Genomic DNA, 15,984 nt, shown 5'->3' with positions numbered 1-15,984 from the left:
CTCGGGATTCTGAGTAGCAGCACAAGCAGCCAGCAGCAGCAAACCCGCCGAGAGGTTCCCCCATGGCAGGCGAGACCGTCATCACGGTCATCGGCAATCTTGTCGACGACCCCGAGCTGCGCTTCACCCCCTCCGGTGCGGCGGTCGCGAAGTTCCGTGTCGCGTCCACTCCCCGCACCTTCGACCGCCAGACGAACGAGTGGAAGGACGGCGAGAGCCTCTTCCTGACCTGCTCGGTCTGGCGTCAGGCGGCGGAGAACGTCGCCGAGTCGCTCCAGCGAGGCATGCGCGTCATCGTGCAGGGCCGGCTGAAGCAGCGGTCCTACGAGGACCGCGAGGGTGTCAAGCGCACGGTCTTCGAGCTGGACGTCGAGGAAGTCGGCCCCAGCCTGCGCAACGCGACGGCCAAGGTCACCAAGACCTCCGGTCGAGGCGGCCAGGGTGGCGGTGGCGGATTCGGCGGCGGTGGCGGCCAGGGTGGCGGCGGCTGGGGCGGCGGCCCCGGCGGCGGTCAGCAGGGCGGCGCGCCGGCCGACGACCCCTGGGCGACCGGCGCTCCCGCCGGTGGCAATCAGGGCGGTCAGGGCGGCGGCTGGGGAGGAAACTCCGGCGGCGGTGGCGGCTACTCGGACGAGCCCCCCTTCTAGACCCTCGGGCCCGCGGTCCACGGACCGCATCGGGCCTCCGGGCGGAGGCGGGGCGTACCCCAACTTCTTGATCACACAGGAGAAACACCATGGCGAAGCCGCCTGTGCGCAAGCCGAAGAAGAAGGTCTGCGCTTTCTGCAAGGACAAGGTCACGTACGTGGACTACAAGGACACGAACATGCTGCGGAAGTTCATTTCCGACCGCGGCAAGATCCGTGCCCGCCGCGTGACCGGCAACTGCACGCAGCACCAGCGTGACGTCGCCACGGCCGTCAAGAACAGCCGTGAGATGGCGCTGCTGCCCTACACCTCCACCGCGCGCTAAGGGAAGGGTGACCGACACATGAAGATCATCCTCACCCACGAGGTTTCCGGCCTCGGTGCCGCGGGCGACGTCGTCGACGTCAAGGACGGTTACGCTCGCAACTACCTGATCCCGCGGAACTTCGCGATCCGCTGGACCAAGGGTGGCGAGAAGGACGTCGAGCAGATCCGTCGTGCTCGCAAGATCCACGAGATCCAGACCATCGAGCAGGCCAACCAGGTGAAGGCCCAGCTCGAGGGTGTGAAGGTCCGTCTGGCCGTCCGCTCCGGCGACGCCGGTCGTCTCTTCGGTTCCGTGACCCCGGCCGACATCGCCTCGGCGATCAAGGCCGCCGGTGGCCCCGAGGTCGACAAGCGCCGCATCGAGCTCGGCGCGCCGATCAAGACCCTGGGCGCCCACCAGACGTCCGTGCGTCTGCACCCCGAGGTTGCCGCCAAGGTCAACATCGAGGTCGTCGCGGCCTGATCGCTGCGTTCAGCTTGCAGAGCTGAGAAGGGGCCGCACCCTCAGGGTGCGGCCCCTTCCGCATGCTCCGGTACAGGAGAGGACCGGCCGAGCCGCTTTCCGCGTGCTGGCGCACCAGAGAGCACCGCCAAGCCGCTTCCGCTCCTGGACACCAGAGAGCACTGCCATGTTTCACGTGAAAACCGGCGTTTCACGTGAAACGCTCAGCGGGTCGCGCCGGTGACCACCCAGCGGCCCGACCGTGCACGAAGCCAGAGGGTCAGCATCCGGACCATCATCATCAGCGCCATCGCTGCCCAGACCGCGGTGAGGCCACCGCCGAGTGCCGGAATGAGCAGGGCCACCGGAGTGAAGACGGCGAGGGTGAGCACCATGGCCCATGCGAGGTAGGGCCCGTCGCCGGCGCCCATGAGGACGCCGTCCAGGACGAAGACGATGCCACTGATCGGCTGGCAGAGCGCCACGACGAGAAGTGCCGGGAGCGCGGCGTCCTTCACTGCTGAGTCGCCGGTGAACAGCGGAAGGAACAGCGGCCGGGTGAGCACGACCAGCAGGCCGAGCAGGATGCCCACGGCGATGCCCCACTCCACCATGCGACGGCAGACGTCCCGGGCGCCCTGTGCGTCGTCGGCGCCGAGATACCGCCCGATGATGGCTTGTCCGGCGATGGCGATCGCGTCGAGCGCGAAGGCGAGCAGGGTCCACAGGGACAGGATGATCTGGTGTGCCGCGATGTCCGCGTCGCCGAGTCGGGCGGCCACCGCTGTGGCGATCATCATGGCGGCTCGCAGGGAGAGGGTGCGTACCAGCAGCGGCACGCCGGCCTGGGCGGAGGCCCGTATCCCGGCGGCGTCGGGGCGCAGCGAGGCGCCGTGCCGCCGAGCACCCCGGATGACGACGGCGAGGTAGGCCCCCGCCATGCCGCACTGGGCGATGACAGTGCCCCAGGCGGAGCCCGCGATGCCGAGGTCCGCGCCGTAGACGAGGCCCATGTTGAGAGCGGCGTTGGCCACGAACCCCGCGACGGCGACGTAGAGCGGGGTCCTCGTGTCGTGGAGACCGCGCAGAACCCCGGTGGCGGCGAGCACGACGAGCATGGCGGGGATACCGAGCGCCGAGATACGCAGATAGGTCGTGGCATAAGGGGCCGCGGTGTCGGAGGCGCCGAAGAGTTCCACGAGCGCGGGGGCGGTCGGCAGGACGACGGCGATCACGGCGGCGCCGAGCAGCAGTGCCAGCCAGATGCCGTCCATTCCCTGGCGGATGGCTGCCGGGAGGTCGCCGGCTCCCACCCGGCGGGCGACGGCGGCTGTGGTGGCGTAGGCGAGGAAGACGAAGACGCTGACGGCGGTCATCAGGAGTGCCGAGGCGACGCCGAGTCCGGCGAGCTGGGCCGTGCCCAGGTGGCCCACGATCGCGCTGTCGACCATGACGAAGAGGGGCTCGGCGACGAGCGCGCCGAAGGCCGGAACGGCCAGCGCGACGATCTCTCGGTCGTGCTGCCGACGGGTGGCCCGGGAGGTCGCGGGAGCCTGTGTCATGTGCATCAATCTAATCGTCCACAGGTAAGAGATGCAACTGCTCTATGACTATTACATTTGGTCTCGGGCTGTATCCTCTCGCGCACCGTTCGAAGCGATCTTGGCCCGACTGGGGAAGTTTTTCTTCTGCACAGCCGGTGGATGACAACAGTGCAGGTCAGAGAGGTTCCATGGGGAAAGGCGAGGGCTTGTTCACAGCGCTGTCCACCGGGTCGTGCACAGGTTTTGCGGAGTTGTCCACAGCATCTGGGCGGTCGTCCACACGGCCTGTGGATAACCAGATTGGCTGACGGTGCCCGCGGCCCTACGGTGGTCCGGCGCCTGCTCCTCCCACCGGCTCGGAAAACCTCACAAATCCGACCTGGCACAACCGGAGTTGGGTCTCTTAGTTGTCAGTGTCGTGCCGTAGAAATGAAGAGCGCGGCGAGGTCCGCTCCGCGGACGGGAGGAGGTGGCTCGGTGAGCATTTCCGAGCCCTTGGACGATCCGTGGGCCGACAGCGGTCCCAGCGATCGTCTTCCTTCCGCCCGGCGACGGGGCGACGGCGGCCGGGGCCGTGACGAACAGCACGACCGGGGTCGGGACAACGGCGAGTGGGACGGCGGCGGCACCGCCTTCGAGCGGGTACCGCCGCAGGACCTCGACGCCGAACAGTCCGTGCTCGGCGGCATGCTCCTGTCCAAGGACGCCATCGCCGACGTCGTCGAGATCATCAAGGGCCACGACTTCTACAAGCCCGCGCACGAGACGATCTTCCAGGCGATCCTCGACGTCTACGCGAAGGGCGAGCCGGCCGACCCCATCACCATCGCCGCCGAGCTGACCAAGCGCGGCGAGATCAACAAGGTCGGCGGCGCGTCCTATCTGCACACGCTCGTCCAGACGGTGCCGACGGCGGCGAACGCCGAGTATTACGCGGAGATCGTGCACGAGCGCGCGGTCCTGCGCCGCCTCGTCGAGGCCGGCACCCGCATCACGCAGATGGGATACGCGGGCGACGACGACGTCGACGAGATCGTCAACCGCGCCCAGGCGGAGATCTACGCGGTCACCGAGCAACGCACCAGCGAGGATTACCTCCCGCTCGGCGACATCATGGAGGGCGCCCTCGACGAGATCGAGGCGATCGGTTCACGCAGCGGTGAGATGACCGGTGTGCCCACCGGGTTCACCGATCTCGACTCGCTCACCAACGGCCTGCACCCGGGCCAGATGATCGTCATCGCAGCCCGACCGGCCATGGGAAAGTCCACGCTCGCGCTGGACTTCGCCCGTGCCGCGTCCATCAAGCACAACCTTCCGAGCGTCATCTTCTCCCTCGAAATGGGCCGCAACGAGATCGCGATGCGTCTGCTGTCCGCCGAGGCCCGTGTCGCCCTGCACCACATGCGGTCCGGCACCATGACGGACGAGGACTGGACCCGTCTGGCCCGCCGGATGCCCGAGGTGTCGTCCGCGCCCCTCTACATCGACGACTCACCGAACCTGTCGATGATGGAGATCCGCGCGAAGTGCCGTCGTCTGAAGCAGCGCAACGACATCAAGCTCGTGATCATCGACTATCTGCAGCTGATGCAGTCCGGCGGCTCCAAGCGCAGCGAAAGCCGGCAGCAGGAGGTCTCGGACATGTCCCGGAACCTCAAGCTCCTGGCCAAGGAGCTCGAAGTCCCGGTGATCGCGCTCTCCCAGCTCAACCGTGGCCCCGAGCAGCGCACGGACAAGAAGCCGATGGTGTCCGACCTGCGTGAGTCCGGCTCCATCGAGCAGGACGCCGACATGGTGATCCTGCTGCACCGCGAGGACGCGTATGAGAAGGAGTCCCCGCGCGCGGGCGAGGCGGACATCATCGTGGGCAAGCACCGTAACGGCCCGACGGCCACGATCACGGTCGCCTTCCAGGGCCACTACTCGCGGTTCGTGGACATGGCGCAGACCTGATCGGCGCCCCTGTAGGGTCTCAGATTTCGTGGCCAAAACTCACGGTCGATGGCCAAGCGATGGCAGATCTGACACGAGTTTGAGATTGGCAGGTCAGGCCCTTCACTCATATGGGGAGCGGGGCCTGATGCCGCCCCGCTACCGAATCTGCGCCGACGACTGGCCGGAACCCGGGAGGCGTTCAAGGCTCACCGGCATGGCCGTGGCGATCGTCGAGGCCCTGGAGCGCGACGACTTCCGCATCGTGGATGTCTTGAGCGGCAGCCGGACCGAGAGGCCCACACCCGAGCCGGCCTGACGGCATGGCAGCGGGGCGCCGGCCACTCCCGCCCCGCTTGCGTTCTGCCCTCCGTCAGCTGGTGGTTAGCCAGCGAGCTGACGAGCCAGCAAGCCAGCCGTCCCGAGGATTCGGACACGATCGAAGCCGACGCTCTCCCCGCCATCCTCCGCAAAAGCGCTCACCAGCCCATACGCACGCCAGAGGCTCTCCCGCTTCCTGGCAGCTCGGTCCTACCCCACCCTCACTGAAGCAGCCCGAGACCTCGGCATCCACCAATCCACCCTGGTGATCCAGATCAACCGCCTCGGAGCGGACCTAGGACAGCTCCTCTTCGAACGGGCCGAACGCGGCACGGCCATGAAACTGACCCGATTCGGGAAACGCGTCGCCGCAGCCGCCCAGAAGATCCCGGCCAAGGGGCGCAAGGCCACGAGTTGATCGCGTCATGACTGGATCGTTCTGATGTCCGACCCGAAGGTCGCAGCCGTGCTTGTTCAGGAGTGCGGTGATCGGGGGCCTGTCTCGTGGAGCCTGTCGGCTGAAGAACCGCCATGCCGACGTCGCGCAGTGGGAATATGCGAAGGTCGCACCCGTTCGGCGGAGGAGAATCCTCGGCATGGCCGTCATCCACAACGTTGCTCTCAAGCCGAGCAAGCTAGAACTGCTCACCTCCTGGCTACCCTCCCGGCCGTGGTACTTCGGCGGCGCGGGCGAACCGGAATTGGCCGAGGCCGGCGGCTTCCGGCTGGACGACCCCCAGGGTGAGGTCGGGATCGAGTTCATGGTGGTCACCGATACCTCGGGCACCCAGCCGACCGCCTATATGGTGCCGCTCACCTATCGCGGTGCCCCACTCGACGGGGCGGAGCACGCCCTCGTCGGCACCATGAAGCACGGGATTTTGGGGCGGCGCTGGGCTTACGACGGCTGCCACGACCCGGTGCTGGTGGCCCAGTTGCTGGCTCTGATCGAGGGCCGGGTCCAGGCACAGGACCAGAACACCAGCGACATCCCCGACCGGGACGTCACCCGCTCCTACATAGGTGATAGCCCCGCCCGCATGGACTTCACCGCCACTGCCATCGATCACCGAGAGTGCACTGAGCTGTCTGCACCGCATGGTCCGGCCCTCCGCCTGCATCGGGCCCTACGTGCCGCCCCAGACAACGCGCCTGTCCTTCCACTGGAGGCGACTGGCCATGTCGCCGGTGCCTGGCACATGCCGGATGGCACCCGCGCGCGGGGGCTGTTCGTTGTCTTGCACAACTGGGGACAAGCTGCCGCTGTTGGGGCCAGCTGAGAAACTGGGAGTCGATCCGGCCGAGCCGAGTCACGCTGCCCAGATGCCTCTGCCCTTGGGCGTGTCCGAACTTATCGCTGAGGTCAAAGCCACCGCTGGGCTGCCGGACGAGGGCACGGTGTGAGTGGACCGAGAAGAGCGCCGTCTCCGTGCTTGATTGCTGCATGGAGGAATCTGCCACGGTCGTGAGACTGATCATCCCCGTCACGCAGTGAGACTGTCTGCAGACCACCAGGTCAGCGCGCTGTCCTGTGACACGAGCGGTGAGATCCTACAGCCCCTTGTAGGGTCTCAGATTTCGCTGCACAGTCTCACGCTCTGCTTCATATCGGCTGCACTTATCCTCCGCCGCAGCGGAGGAGCAAGTCACCGTGCCGCCCTCTGAACAACCGAACTCGCTGCGTATCTCCCGGCTATCCTGCGAAGCGGCCTCACCAGTCCCTTCGCGCGGCAGGAGTGAAATGGGGCCATCTCGGTGGGGTAGGGGATGGGATCAGTGGGCGGGCGTGCGGCCCGTCAGTGGTGCGGGGCGGCGATGGCGGCGAGATGCGTGCCGGGGCGGACGGAGAGCCCGTTCATGTTGTAGATGATCTTTCCGGTGGCGATGGCGGTGATCTTGTGCTCGGTGCCGTCGACCGGGTCGATGATGCGGCCGATGGTCTGTCCCTCGGTCACCTCGTCACCGGTGACCGCGTCCGGGTACCAGAGGCCTGCGGCCGGAGACTCGACGTCGCCCGTCCAGATCCAGTCGCGCGGCTGCACGGTCGGCGGCTTGACGTGCTCCGACGCCTCGATGGCACCGAGGTGGTGCAGGATCCGGTACAGGGCGTCGAGCAGCCTGCGCACGGTGGCGGGGTCGCGGTCGCCGAGCTGCCCGGTCTCCACGAGGATCGCGGGGACTCCCTGCCGGTTCGCCGCGGCGTGGCTGTTGCCGCCGTCCGGGCTGGTGCCGAAGACGACCCGCTCGTATCCGACCGCGTGGGCCATCGCCTTGTTCTTCGCGTCCAGCTCGTCGTCGCCGGTCAGGCGGTAGCCGACGAAGTCGAGCAGGTGCTGGTCGATGCCGCCGCTGTGCAGGTCGATGTAGGCGTCGGCGCCGTCGATCAGGTTCTCGAACAGCCAGGCCGCCATCCGCTCGGTGGGGCCGCCGTCCTTGTCGCCGGGGAAGACGCGGTTGATGTTGACGCCGTCCAGCGGGGAGATGTTGAGCCTGCCCCCGTAAACGGCCGGGGGGTTGGCCACGGGGCAGATCACCAGCTGGCCGGCGACCTCGTCCGCTTCCAGCAGCCCGGCCAGGCGGGTGGCGGCGTCGACGCCGATGAACTCGCCGCCGTGGACGCCCCCGGTGATCACGACCCTGGGGCCGGGGCGGGAGCCGTTGACGAGGATCAGGGGGACCTCCGCCGTCGTGGAGCCGAGGTCGGCGGACAGGCTCCCGCGGGTCTTCCGGCCGGGCTCGGCCCTCAGCGTGCCGATGGTCAGGGTCATGTGTTTCCTCTTTCTGACTCAGGCCGTGGAGCGGCCGATTGTGGTGATGAAGTCGAACGACTGGGAGGCGCGGCGCTCCGGGGCGATCTCCGCGGAGATGCCGCCCATACCGGGCGAGAGCTTGAAGCCCTGGCCGGAGAAGCCGGCCCGCGGGGCGCTTTTCGCTTTCGCGGGCCACTCTCGTTCACTGCCTCAGTGGACGGTTGCCCGTCTCAGGACTGAACGGCCGAGCGCAGCTCGGGAAGGGACAGGACCTCGTCCAGTACGTCGACGTAGAGATCCACGTGCTCGCGGCGGAAGGTCATGGGCGGTTTGATCTTCAGTACGTTGTCGTGCACGCCATTGGGGAAGACGATGACGCCTCGCTCCTTCATGAGCTCGGTGACCATGAAGGCCTGCTCAGTGGCCGGCGTTTTGGTGGTGCGGTTACGGACCAGTTCGACGCCGAGGTAGAGCCCTTCCGCCCGCACGTCACCGATGACCGGCTGGCGCTGCTGGAGCTCTCGCAGCGACTGGGCGAAGTACCCGCCCACGCTCACGGCGTTCTCCCTCAGCCCGTCCTGCTCGACGATGTCGAGCACGGCCTCGCCGATCGCACAGGAGACCGGGTTGCCGCCGAAGGTGTTGAAGTACTTCATGCCCGTGTCGAACGCGTCGGCGATCTCCCGAGTCGTGACCACCGCCGCGAGGGGATGCCCGTTCCCGAGCGGCTTGCCCATCGTGACGATGTCCGGGACCACCCCCTGGAGCTCGAACCCCCACCACGGCCCGAGTCGTCCGACGCCGACCTGGACCTCGTCGGAGATGCACAGCGCGCCCGCCCGCCTGGCAGCGGTGAACACGCCGTCGAGGTAGCCGTCGGGGAACACGATGTTCCCACCCGATCCCATCAGGGACTCGGCGATGAAGGCGGCCGGGGGTCGGCCGTCGGCCGTGATCCGCTCGATGACAGCCGCGGCGTCGCGCGCGTACTTGACTCCGGCGTCCGTGTCGTCGTACCCGTAGGTGCTGCGGTAGCGGTCCGGGATGACGACCTCGTGGGTGGTCGCGGGCGCACCGGCGCCGCCGGGGCCCTTGTAGCGGTTCGGGCTGATCCCGGTCACCACACCGGTGTTTCCGTGGTACGCGCCGTCGATGTTGACGATGTGCTGACGACCTGTCACCTGGCGGGCGATCCGCAGCGCCAGGTCGTTCGCCTCGCTGCCGGTGCACACGAGGAAGACGACCTCGAGCGGGTCGGGCAGCGTGGCTACCAGCTTCTGCACGTAACTGGCGATCTGCGGGTAGACGAAACGGCTGTTGGTGTTGAGCTTGCGCATCTGTCGGGTGGCGGCGGCCGTCACCCGTGGCTCGGCATGGCCGACGTGGGTGACGTTGTTCAGCGAGTCCAGATAGGCAAGGCCGTCCTCGTCGTGGAACCACACGTCCCGCCCACGCACAAGGTTCATCGGGGTGCGGTAGTAGTTGCGCTGGGAGCGAGCGATGTGGCGACGGCGCACTGAGACGACGTCGTCGATGGTGGGGGCCGCGGCGGGGGACTCGGTGAACCCGAGAAGCCGGGCGGGGTCGGGTGACAGGTGGCTCCACACCTGCCGTGCGGAAGGCGGCACGACACGAGGCGGCGGCCACGTGGCCATCCGCGCGGTGCGGTGGACCTGTACCTGGACGCAGGACCCGAGCGGGTCCGTCTCCTCGCTCGCGCCGGCGCGTCCCAACGGCGCCCCGGCCGGGACCGTCGCCGCGACGGGCGGCGTGTCGTCGAGTCCCCACCAGCACGTCCAGAACTCCAGCCCCTCGACCGCATGTCGCAGTACCAACGGCATCCCGGCGCCACCGCGGGTTTCGACGACGCCGGACAGCGGGCTGGCAACCTCCTCGGCGTCTGCCACGATCAGCGAGCCGCCGACCTGAACTGTCGCGGGCTCGTCGGCTCCCGGGCGGCGCCGGCCCCCCAGGAGCAGCGATGCGCTGAGGTGGGGCACGTAGCCCCGCCGCCGTCGTCCGTCGAGGACGTCGTCGATGCTCGCGCGCACCGCCCTCGCGTCGTGCCAGTCGACTTCGTCGTAGAGATCACTTGCCGGTCGCAGGTCGAGCAGCTGCGGGGCCGGTGTGTGCGGGGCACCGTCTCGGGCCGCCTCTGCCAGGACCTCTTCCAAACCTCGCTGCTCCCGCGTCGGGGGGAGCCCACACGCGACCCGGAACGTCGCCTCGGCGACGTCGGGGCAGACCTCGGCCACCTGCGCGATCGCGGGCCAGGTGTGTTGCATGCGGGTCCGCCCGTACGGCGTGTCGCTCTCGGCGACCCGGCGCGTCCACGTCACGGCGTTCATGCACAGCCGGGCGGCCGCCAACGGATAGACAGCCGCCAGTTCCTCGGCCGTCAGGGGGAGCACCGAGTGGAAGCCGGCCACGACTTCGGCCGCCGCAGCGAGCGGGTCGGCCTTGCGGACCATGGCGTAGCCCGCCGCGATCGCCACCTCAGCCGCGCGCACACTGTAGAGCGAGTCGCCCAGGTCGACGATGCCCGAGATCCGCAGCACCCCGTCCTCGTCGGTGTCGGCCAGGACGTTGGCGTCATTGAGATCCTGGTGTACGACGCTCCGAGGCAGTCGGTCCCATGCCGGCAGGAGCTCGTCGTACCAGCCCATGATCGTGCGCACCGACTCCCGCCGGTCCGCGTCCTGTACAGCGTGCAGCGACGCCTCGACGATCTCAGCGGCCCGGCGCATGTCCCAGTCGTGCGGTTCCAGGCCCACCGGTGGCTCCACGCTGGAGAGTCCGAGGCTCAGCCGCCCGGCGGCTTCTCCCAGCTGGCGCAGAAGCGCCGCGGGGTGGTCGTCGAGATCCGCCAGGACCCGGCCCTCAAGCCAGCTCATCACGCGAACCACGTGCGTTCGGCCCTCGTGGACGACGGCGGCAAGGAACTTCCCCTCGCGTGTCGGGACCAACCGTGGCACCGGAAGGCCGGGAACGGTGGAGGCCAGGTGCTGGAAGAGCGAGTTCTGCCAGAGAACGTCGGCCGAGTCCGGCTCCGCGCGGGTGACCCGTACGAAGTAGCGCATGCCGTCGTCGCCGGTGATCCGGACGTTCTGGTCGACCTCCCCTCCCAGGGGGTGCTGGACGTATCCCTCGAGTCCGAAGGACTGCCGCAGCACGTGATCGAGGAGCGAGCCCGGCAGTTGGCCGGTGTGACCGGGGATGGTCGTTCCGTCCTGGCCGGTGGTGGTCGCTGAGGTCATCGGTGCGTTCTCTCTCTCGTCGTCAGGTCGCTCATCACTCACCGGGGGCCCGCGCCACGACGCTCAGGTCGTGGTCAGTCCCCCGCCGCCACCCGTGTCGGACCTTTGCCCGACGCGGTCAGCCGGCTCCCGGACGGTCCGATCGGTTGCGGTTCCCGAGGGCGGCGGGCGGGGCTGCCGCGGCTGTGCCTCGATCGCTTCACGGGCTGCGCAGACCTCGACCAAGTGGGACCCGGGCCAGGACGCTCTCCAACACCTGGTCGGCGATCAGGTCCGAGGCGGGTCGTCCGTCAAAGGCGGAGCTCTCATCGAGACCGGTCATCAGCTCACGCGGCGGCGGTCATGGCGCCCCAGGTGACGTTGGCGGCGAGCACCCCGCGCAGCGCCTCGGCGGCGTCCAGCGGTGTCCTCATGGTCCTCGACCGTCGCCTTGAGCACGGCGTAGTCTCTGCGGGAGTCCTGGGGTGATCTCGATCCCGCTCTGCCTGGCGAACCGGTTGGCTCGGCCGCCCTGGTCCTCGCCTCCTGGTGGGCTTCTTAGCGGAAGGCCGACATTGAGCCGAGCAACGCGGCGCCCCTCAGCAGCGCCTCCTCAAGGTGACGGACTGAGGATCAGGTGCCTACGGAAGTGCCATAACTGCTCCAAGCGCGTGGTCATGTCACGAGGTCTCTCCAGCCCGAGGTGATGCGTCAGATGAAACACCGCGGAGAATCCGGCAACAAGGGACGCGAGGCCGCGACATCGACCCCGTATTTTGTGCCTGTGCACAATCTCTGTCAGGGAGCCCCGGCGGCATGTCAGCGGCATTACCCGGAGACGGCCCCGGATCCGTCCGGTGACGGTTGTCGTCGGGAGAGGCGGTCCTCATGAGCGGCCCGGGACGCCGTCAGGGCGGGGCTCGCCACGACGCCGTGCAGGCGATCGCGCGCCGGCTCCTCGAGGAACGACTCGACGAACTGACCTCTCGTGCTCTCGAACAACTGGAAGCCGAGGAGCCCGCCTACGCGTCGGCGGACTGGGACCCGGTCCAGAAACGGGAGGGGATGCGACGAACCCTCGAACTCGCCCTGACCCGGCTGGCCGGCGGTCCCGTGCCCCGGACGGTCTCGCGCGCCACCGAGGACGTGGGACGCGAGCGAGCGGAGCAGGCGTTTCCCCTGACCGCTCTGATGCACTCCTTCCAGCTGGACCTCAGGACCCTGTGGGAGGCCGTGCTCGCAGAGGGGCGAGCACGTGGCATCAGCGCCGATCCCGACTTCCTCGACGGGTTGATCCGCGTCTGGGAGGCGACGGACGCCAACAGCGTCGAGGTCGTCGACGCCTACCGCCGCACCGAGCGCGACCTGGCGAGCCGTCGTACGGAGGTGCGCAACCGCGCCTTCAGCCGCCTGGTCCTGGAAGGGGAGCAGGATCCCTCCATCGTCGCCGAGGCCTCCACGTTGCTGGGCTTCTCCGAGAACGTCGCCCTGACCGTGGTCGTGGTCGAATCCGTTCCCACCGGGGACCCGGCTGTGTCCCAGGTCGACGACGCGCTGCGTCGGGGCGGCCTGGTACGTCACTTCGGATGGATGGGTGACGAGCTCCTCGGCATCATCGGTCACGGACGGCGCGATGAAGAGGCCGTGCTTGCCATGCTCCGGCCGTTCGCCCCGTGGCGCTGCGGCGTCGCGGAAGTCCCCGGCCTGGCGCTGACGGCGCGGGGCATCCGGTTCGCACGTGCCGCGATCCGCGGCTCCGCGCAGCCCGGAGTGCGGCACGTGGAGGGCCACTGGATCGGGGCGATCATGTCGGCGCAGGAGGAGCTCACCGGTGCGATGGCCACCGGCGTGCTGCGCCCACTGCTCGGGCTGCGTGACAGCGAGAGCATCGTCGAGACCCTGCGCTGGTACCTGGACCTGGGCTCGGTCGCTGAGGTGGCCGCACGCACCTACCGTCACCGGAACACGGTGGGCAATCGCCTGCAGGCTGCGGAAGAGGCGACCGGGCTGAAGCTGTCCCGACCGAACGACGCCGCCCGGCTGGTCCTCGCCCTGGCTTGGCTGGAGACGGACGCGGGCGCCCGCTTCCGGGCGACGATGTCCTGATCCACCGATCGCTGGACGGGTCGAGGCAACCGGCCGGGGCCGCGACCGAGAGAGCTGGAGCCAAAGCGTGGCGGTCAGAGGCCACATGCCCTTCATGAGGACGGCAGCCTTGGCGGCCGACAGCCCGGTCATGCCGCCGGGCAGCAGCGCCGAGCGGCCGCAGTCCGGAGCCGCTCGCGGTGCCTCTCAGAGACCATGCGGTTCGAGCGGAACTGCAGGGGATCCCTGACAGAAAATTGTGCACAGGCACAAAATACGCGGTCGATCTCGCGGCCTCACGTCCCTTGTCGCCGGATTCTCCACAGTGCTTCACTGACGCAACACCTCGAGCCGGAGAGCGGCTCATCGCATCGGGGCAGCAATGATCCTGCCGCCGACTACCTGATCAGCATTCGCCGTCCCCGGCCTGCCGGGGGGCTCGTCCTCCAGCGGCAACCCCTCGGGCACCCCCTCAGCTCCCATGCCCCCTCAACAGGTCGCCGCCCCAACGCCTCGGCAGCCTCCTGAACTTCCGATGCGGCCGACCTGGCCGCACTCGACGAGATCGTGACTCCCGGCAAACGTAATGTCCCATATGCCTGGAAAGAGGTTCAATATCATGCGTCAGATCGTCACCTTCGATGCCTACGGCACCCTGGTCGACTTCCAGCTCGGCCCCACCACCCTGAAGGTTCTGGCCGACCGGCTGGACCTGGACCGTCTGAACGTCGACGAGTTCCTCGACGACTTCCGCATCATGCGGTTCCACGCCGTCCTGGAGGCATACCGCCCCTTCCGCGAGCTGCTGCCCGCCAGCCTGGAGATAGCGATGCGTCTGCACGGCCTGGAGTACCGGCACTCCGACGGCGAGGCCCTGGTCGCGGCCGTGCCCACCTTCGGCCCCCACCCCGAGGTCCCGGCCGCCCTGCGGGCGCTGAAGTCCCGGTACGAGATCGCCATCATCTCCAACACGGACGACGACCTCATCGCCCAGAACCTGGCCAACATGGGCGTCGAGTTCGACCATGTCATCACCGCCCAGCAGGCCAAGGCGTACAAGCCGTCCCGGCAGACCTTCGAGTACGCCTTCCAGGCCATGGACATCGACCCCGCCCAGGTCATCCACGTCGCCCAGGGCTGGGAGTACGACCTCATCCCCACCCGCGACCTCGGCCTCGCTCGCCGCGTGTGGATCAACCGCTACGGCCACAACGGCTCCATCGGCGCCCGCGGCAGCGCCGACTACCAGCCCTTCGACGAGCTGCCCGACCTGTCCGGCCTGCCGGCCCTGCTCGGCTGCTGAAGCCGGGACCCGGACAACACACCCCTGGACCACCAGGAAGACCCGAGGAGGTATGTCATGAAGCAGATCCCCTACTGGCTCGACACAGCTCCTGCCTTCCCCGACCGGACCGGCAAGCCCCTGCCCGATCAGGCGGACCTGGTGGTCATCGGCGGCGGCCTCACCGGCCTGTCCAGCGCCTACCACGCGGCACGCAAGGGCGCCCGCGTCGTCCTCGTGGAGAAGGACAAGGTCGGCTCCGGCGCCTCCGGGCGCAACGGCAGCATGTGCACCCAGGGCATCACCATCAGCCCAGCCGAGGCGCGCAAGCGCTACGGCAGTCGCGGGCCCGGGAACTGTACGACGCCTTCCGCGAGGCGGTGGACCTGGTGGAGGAGCTGACGGTCAAGGAGCAGATCGACTGCGACTTCCACCGCGTAGGGCGTCTGGGCGTCGCGTTCAAGCCGCAGCACTTCGAGAGCATGCGGGCCAAGCAGCGCGACCTGGCCGACAACTTCGGCCACGACACCACGCTGCTGAGCAAGAGCGATCTACGTGCCGAGCTGGGCTCCGACTACTACCACGGCGCCCTGCTCGACCCGCTCAGCGCGCACCTTCACGTCGGCAAATACGTCCATGGCCTGGCCGAGGCCGCCGAACGCGCCGGGGCTCAGATCCACGAACGCAACGCCGCCACCGCGCTGCACCGCCTCCCCGAGGGCGGTTTCCTCGTCGAGACCCTGCACGGCACCATCCGCGCCAAGCAGGTCATGGCGGCCACCGACGCCTACACCGACAAGTCGCTGCCCTGGTTCCGCAAGCGGCTGATCAACGTCGGCAGCTTCGTCATCGTCACCGAGCCACTGGGCGAGGAGCGGGCCCGGCAGCTCATCCCCAACAACCGCGTGGTCGTGTCCTCGAAGAACATCGGCCACTACACATTCGCATCACCCCGGACAACCGCCTGGCCTTCGGCGGCCGGGCCCGCTTCGCCCCCTCCGACCCCGCCTCGGACGTCAAGAGCGGTGACGTCCTGAAGCGGGAGATGACCGAGATCTTCCCGCAGATGGCCGGGGTGAAGATCGATTATGTATGGGGCGGCATGGTCGGCTTCTCCTGGGACCGCGTTCCGCACGCGGGCGAGGACAACGGCCTCTACTACTCCATGGGTTACTGCGGCCACGGCGTTCAGATGGCCACCTACATGGGCCGCGCCATGGCCGAGGTGATGGACGGCCACCCGGAGGCCAACCCCATGCGCGGCTTCGGCTTCCCCAAGGTTCCGGTGCCGTTCTACAACGGCACCGCCTGGTTCCTGCCCTTCGGCGGGGCGTACTACAAGGCCAAGGACCGGCTGCGCTGACCCTCGGCAAGAGGCATTCGTCAAGTTGCGTGCCGCAGTTACTGATACCAG

11 protein-coding genes and 1 pseudogene are annotated in these 15,984 nt (G+C 68.4%); 9 read left to right on the top strand and 3 right to left on the bottom strand.

Going from position 1 to position 15,984, the window contains the following annotated elements:
• The first annotated feature begins 62 nt into the window (after positions 1-62).
• The 3 genes from ALMP_RS26455 (at position 63) to rplI (ending at position 1,438) form a co-directional block, all read left to right on the top strand.
• On the top strand, positions 63-647 hold the full coding sequence (locus ALMP_RS26455; RefSeq protein ID WP_264932691.1) for a single-stranded DNA-binding protein: 585 nt from the start codon (positions 63-65) through the stop codon (positions 645-647).
• Positions 648-736: 89 nt separating this feature from the next.
• Positions 737-973: a 30S ribosomal protein S18 gene (gene rpsR / locus ALMP_RS26450; protein WP_003949403.1), complete on the top strand. Its 237-nt coding sequence runs from the start codon at positions 737-739 to the stop codon at positions 971-973.
• Positions 974-991: 18 nt separating this feature from the next.
• On the top strand, positions 992-1,438 hold the full coding sequence (gene rplI, locus ALMP_RS26445) for a 50S ribosomal protein L9 (protein ID WP_264932528.1): 447 nt from the start codon (positions 992-994) through the stop codon (positions 1,436-1,438).
• Between the two features lie 203 nt (positions 1,439-1,641).
• Here rplI and ALMP_RS26440 read toward each other — a convergent pair whose 3' ends face one another.
• A complete protein-coding gene (locus tag ALMP_RS26440) occupies positions 1,642-2,979 on the bottom strand; it encodes an MATE family efflux transporter (protein WP_264932526.1) in 1,338 nt (445 codons plus the stop codon).
• 459 nt (positions 2,980-3,438) lie between these two features.
• Between ALMP_RS26440 and dnaB the strand changes: the two genes are divergently transcribed.
• From dnaB to ALMP_RS26425, 3 genes are all read left to right on the top strand, one after another.
• On the top strand, positions 3,439-4,917 hold the full coding sequence (dnaB, locus tag ALMP_RS26435) for a replicative DNA helicase (protein ID WP_264932523.1): 1,479 nt from the start codon (positions 3,439-3,441) through the stop codon (positions 4,915-4,917).
• Positions 4,918-5,323: 406 nt separating this feature from the next.
• Positions 5,324-5,635: a LysR family transcriptional regulator gene (locus ALMP_RS26430; RefSeq protein WP_309299542.1), complete on the top strand. Its 312-nt coding sequence runs from the start codon at positions 5,324-5,326 to the stop codon at positions 5,633-5,635.
• 178 nt (positions 5,636-5,813) lie between these two features.
• A complete protein-coding gene (locus ALMP_RS26425; protein ID WP_264932521.1) occupies positions 5,814-6,497 on the top strand; it encodes a 1,4-alpha-glucan branching protein in 684 nt (227 codons plus the stop codon).
• A 516-nt stretch (positions 6,498-7,013) separates the two neighbouring features.
• Here ALMP_RS26425 and ALMP_RS26420 read toward each other — a convergent pair.
• Both ALMP_RS26420 and ALMP_RS26415 read right to left on the bottom strand, forming a co-directional pair.
• Positions 7,014-7,985 (bottom strand): succinylglutamate desuccinylase/aspartoacylase family protein, encoded by a 972-nt coding sequence (locus ALMP_RS26420; RefSeq protein WP_264932519.1) that lies wholly within the window; start codon positions 7,983-7,985, stop codon positions 7,014-7,016.
• 212 nt (positions 7,986-8,197) lie between these two features.
• Positions 8,198-11,224: an aminotransferase class III-fold pyridoxal phosphate-dependent enzyme gene (locus ALMP_RS26415; protein WP_264932516.1), complete on the bottom strand. Its 3,027-nt coding sequence runs from the start codon at positions 11,222-11,224 to the stop codon at positions 8,198-8,200.
• 867 nt (positions 11,225-12,091) lie between these two features.
• On the opposite strand from ALMP_RS26415, the gene ALMP_RS26410 reads away from it, so the two are divergent.
• The 3 genes and pseudogenes from ALMP_RS26410 (at position 12,092) to ALMP_RS44185 (ending at position 15,933) form a co-directional block, all read left to right on the top strand.
• Positions 12,092-13,309 carry a helix-turn-helix domain-containing protein gene (locus tag ALMP_RS26410; RefSeq protein WP_264932514.1) on the top strand — a complete coding sequence of 406 codons (1,218 nt, stop codon included), beginning with the start codon at positions 12,092-12,094 and terminating at the stop codon, positions 13,307-13,309.
• A gap of 598 nt (positions 13,310-13,907) precedes the next feature.
• The gene (locus ALMP_RS26405; protein ID WP_264932511.1) at positions 13,908-14,591 is read left to right on the top strand and encodes a haloacid dehalogenase type II; all 684 of its coding nucleotides are present in this window, start codon (positions 13,908-13,910) and stop codon (positions 14,589-14,591) included.
• 57 nt (positions 14,592-14,648) lie between these two features.
• Positions 14,649-15,933 (top strand): annotated as a pseudogene (locus tag ALMP_RS44185) (NAD(P)/FAD-dependent oxidoreductase).
• The last annotated feature ends 51 nt before the right edge of the window (positions 15,934-15,984 follow it).

The organism is Streptomyces sp. A012304 (genome assembly GCF_026008495.1).
Classification (GTDB): domain Bacteria; phylum Actinomycetota; class Actinomycetes; order Streptomycetales; family Streptomycetaceae; genus Streptomyces.
The sequence above is the reverse complement of the archived record's forward strand: the minus strand, read 5'-3'. Positions and strand labels throughout refer to the sequence as shown.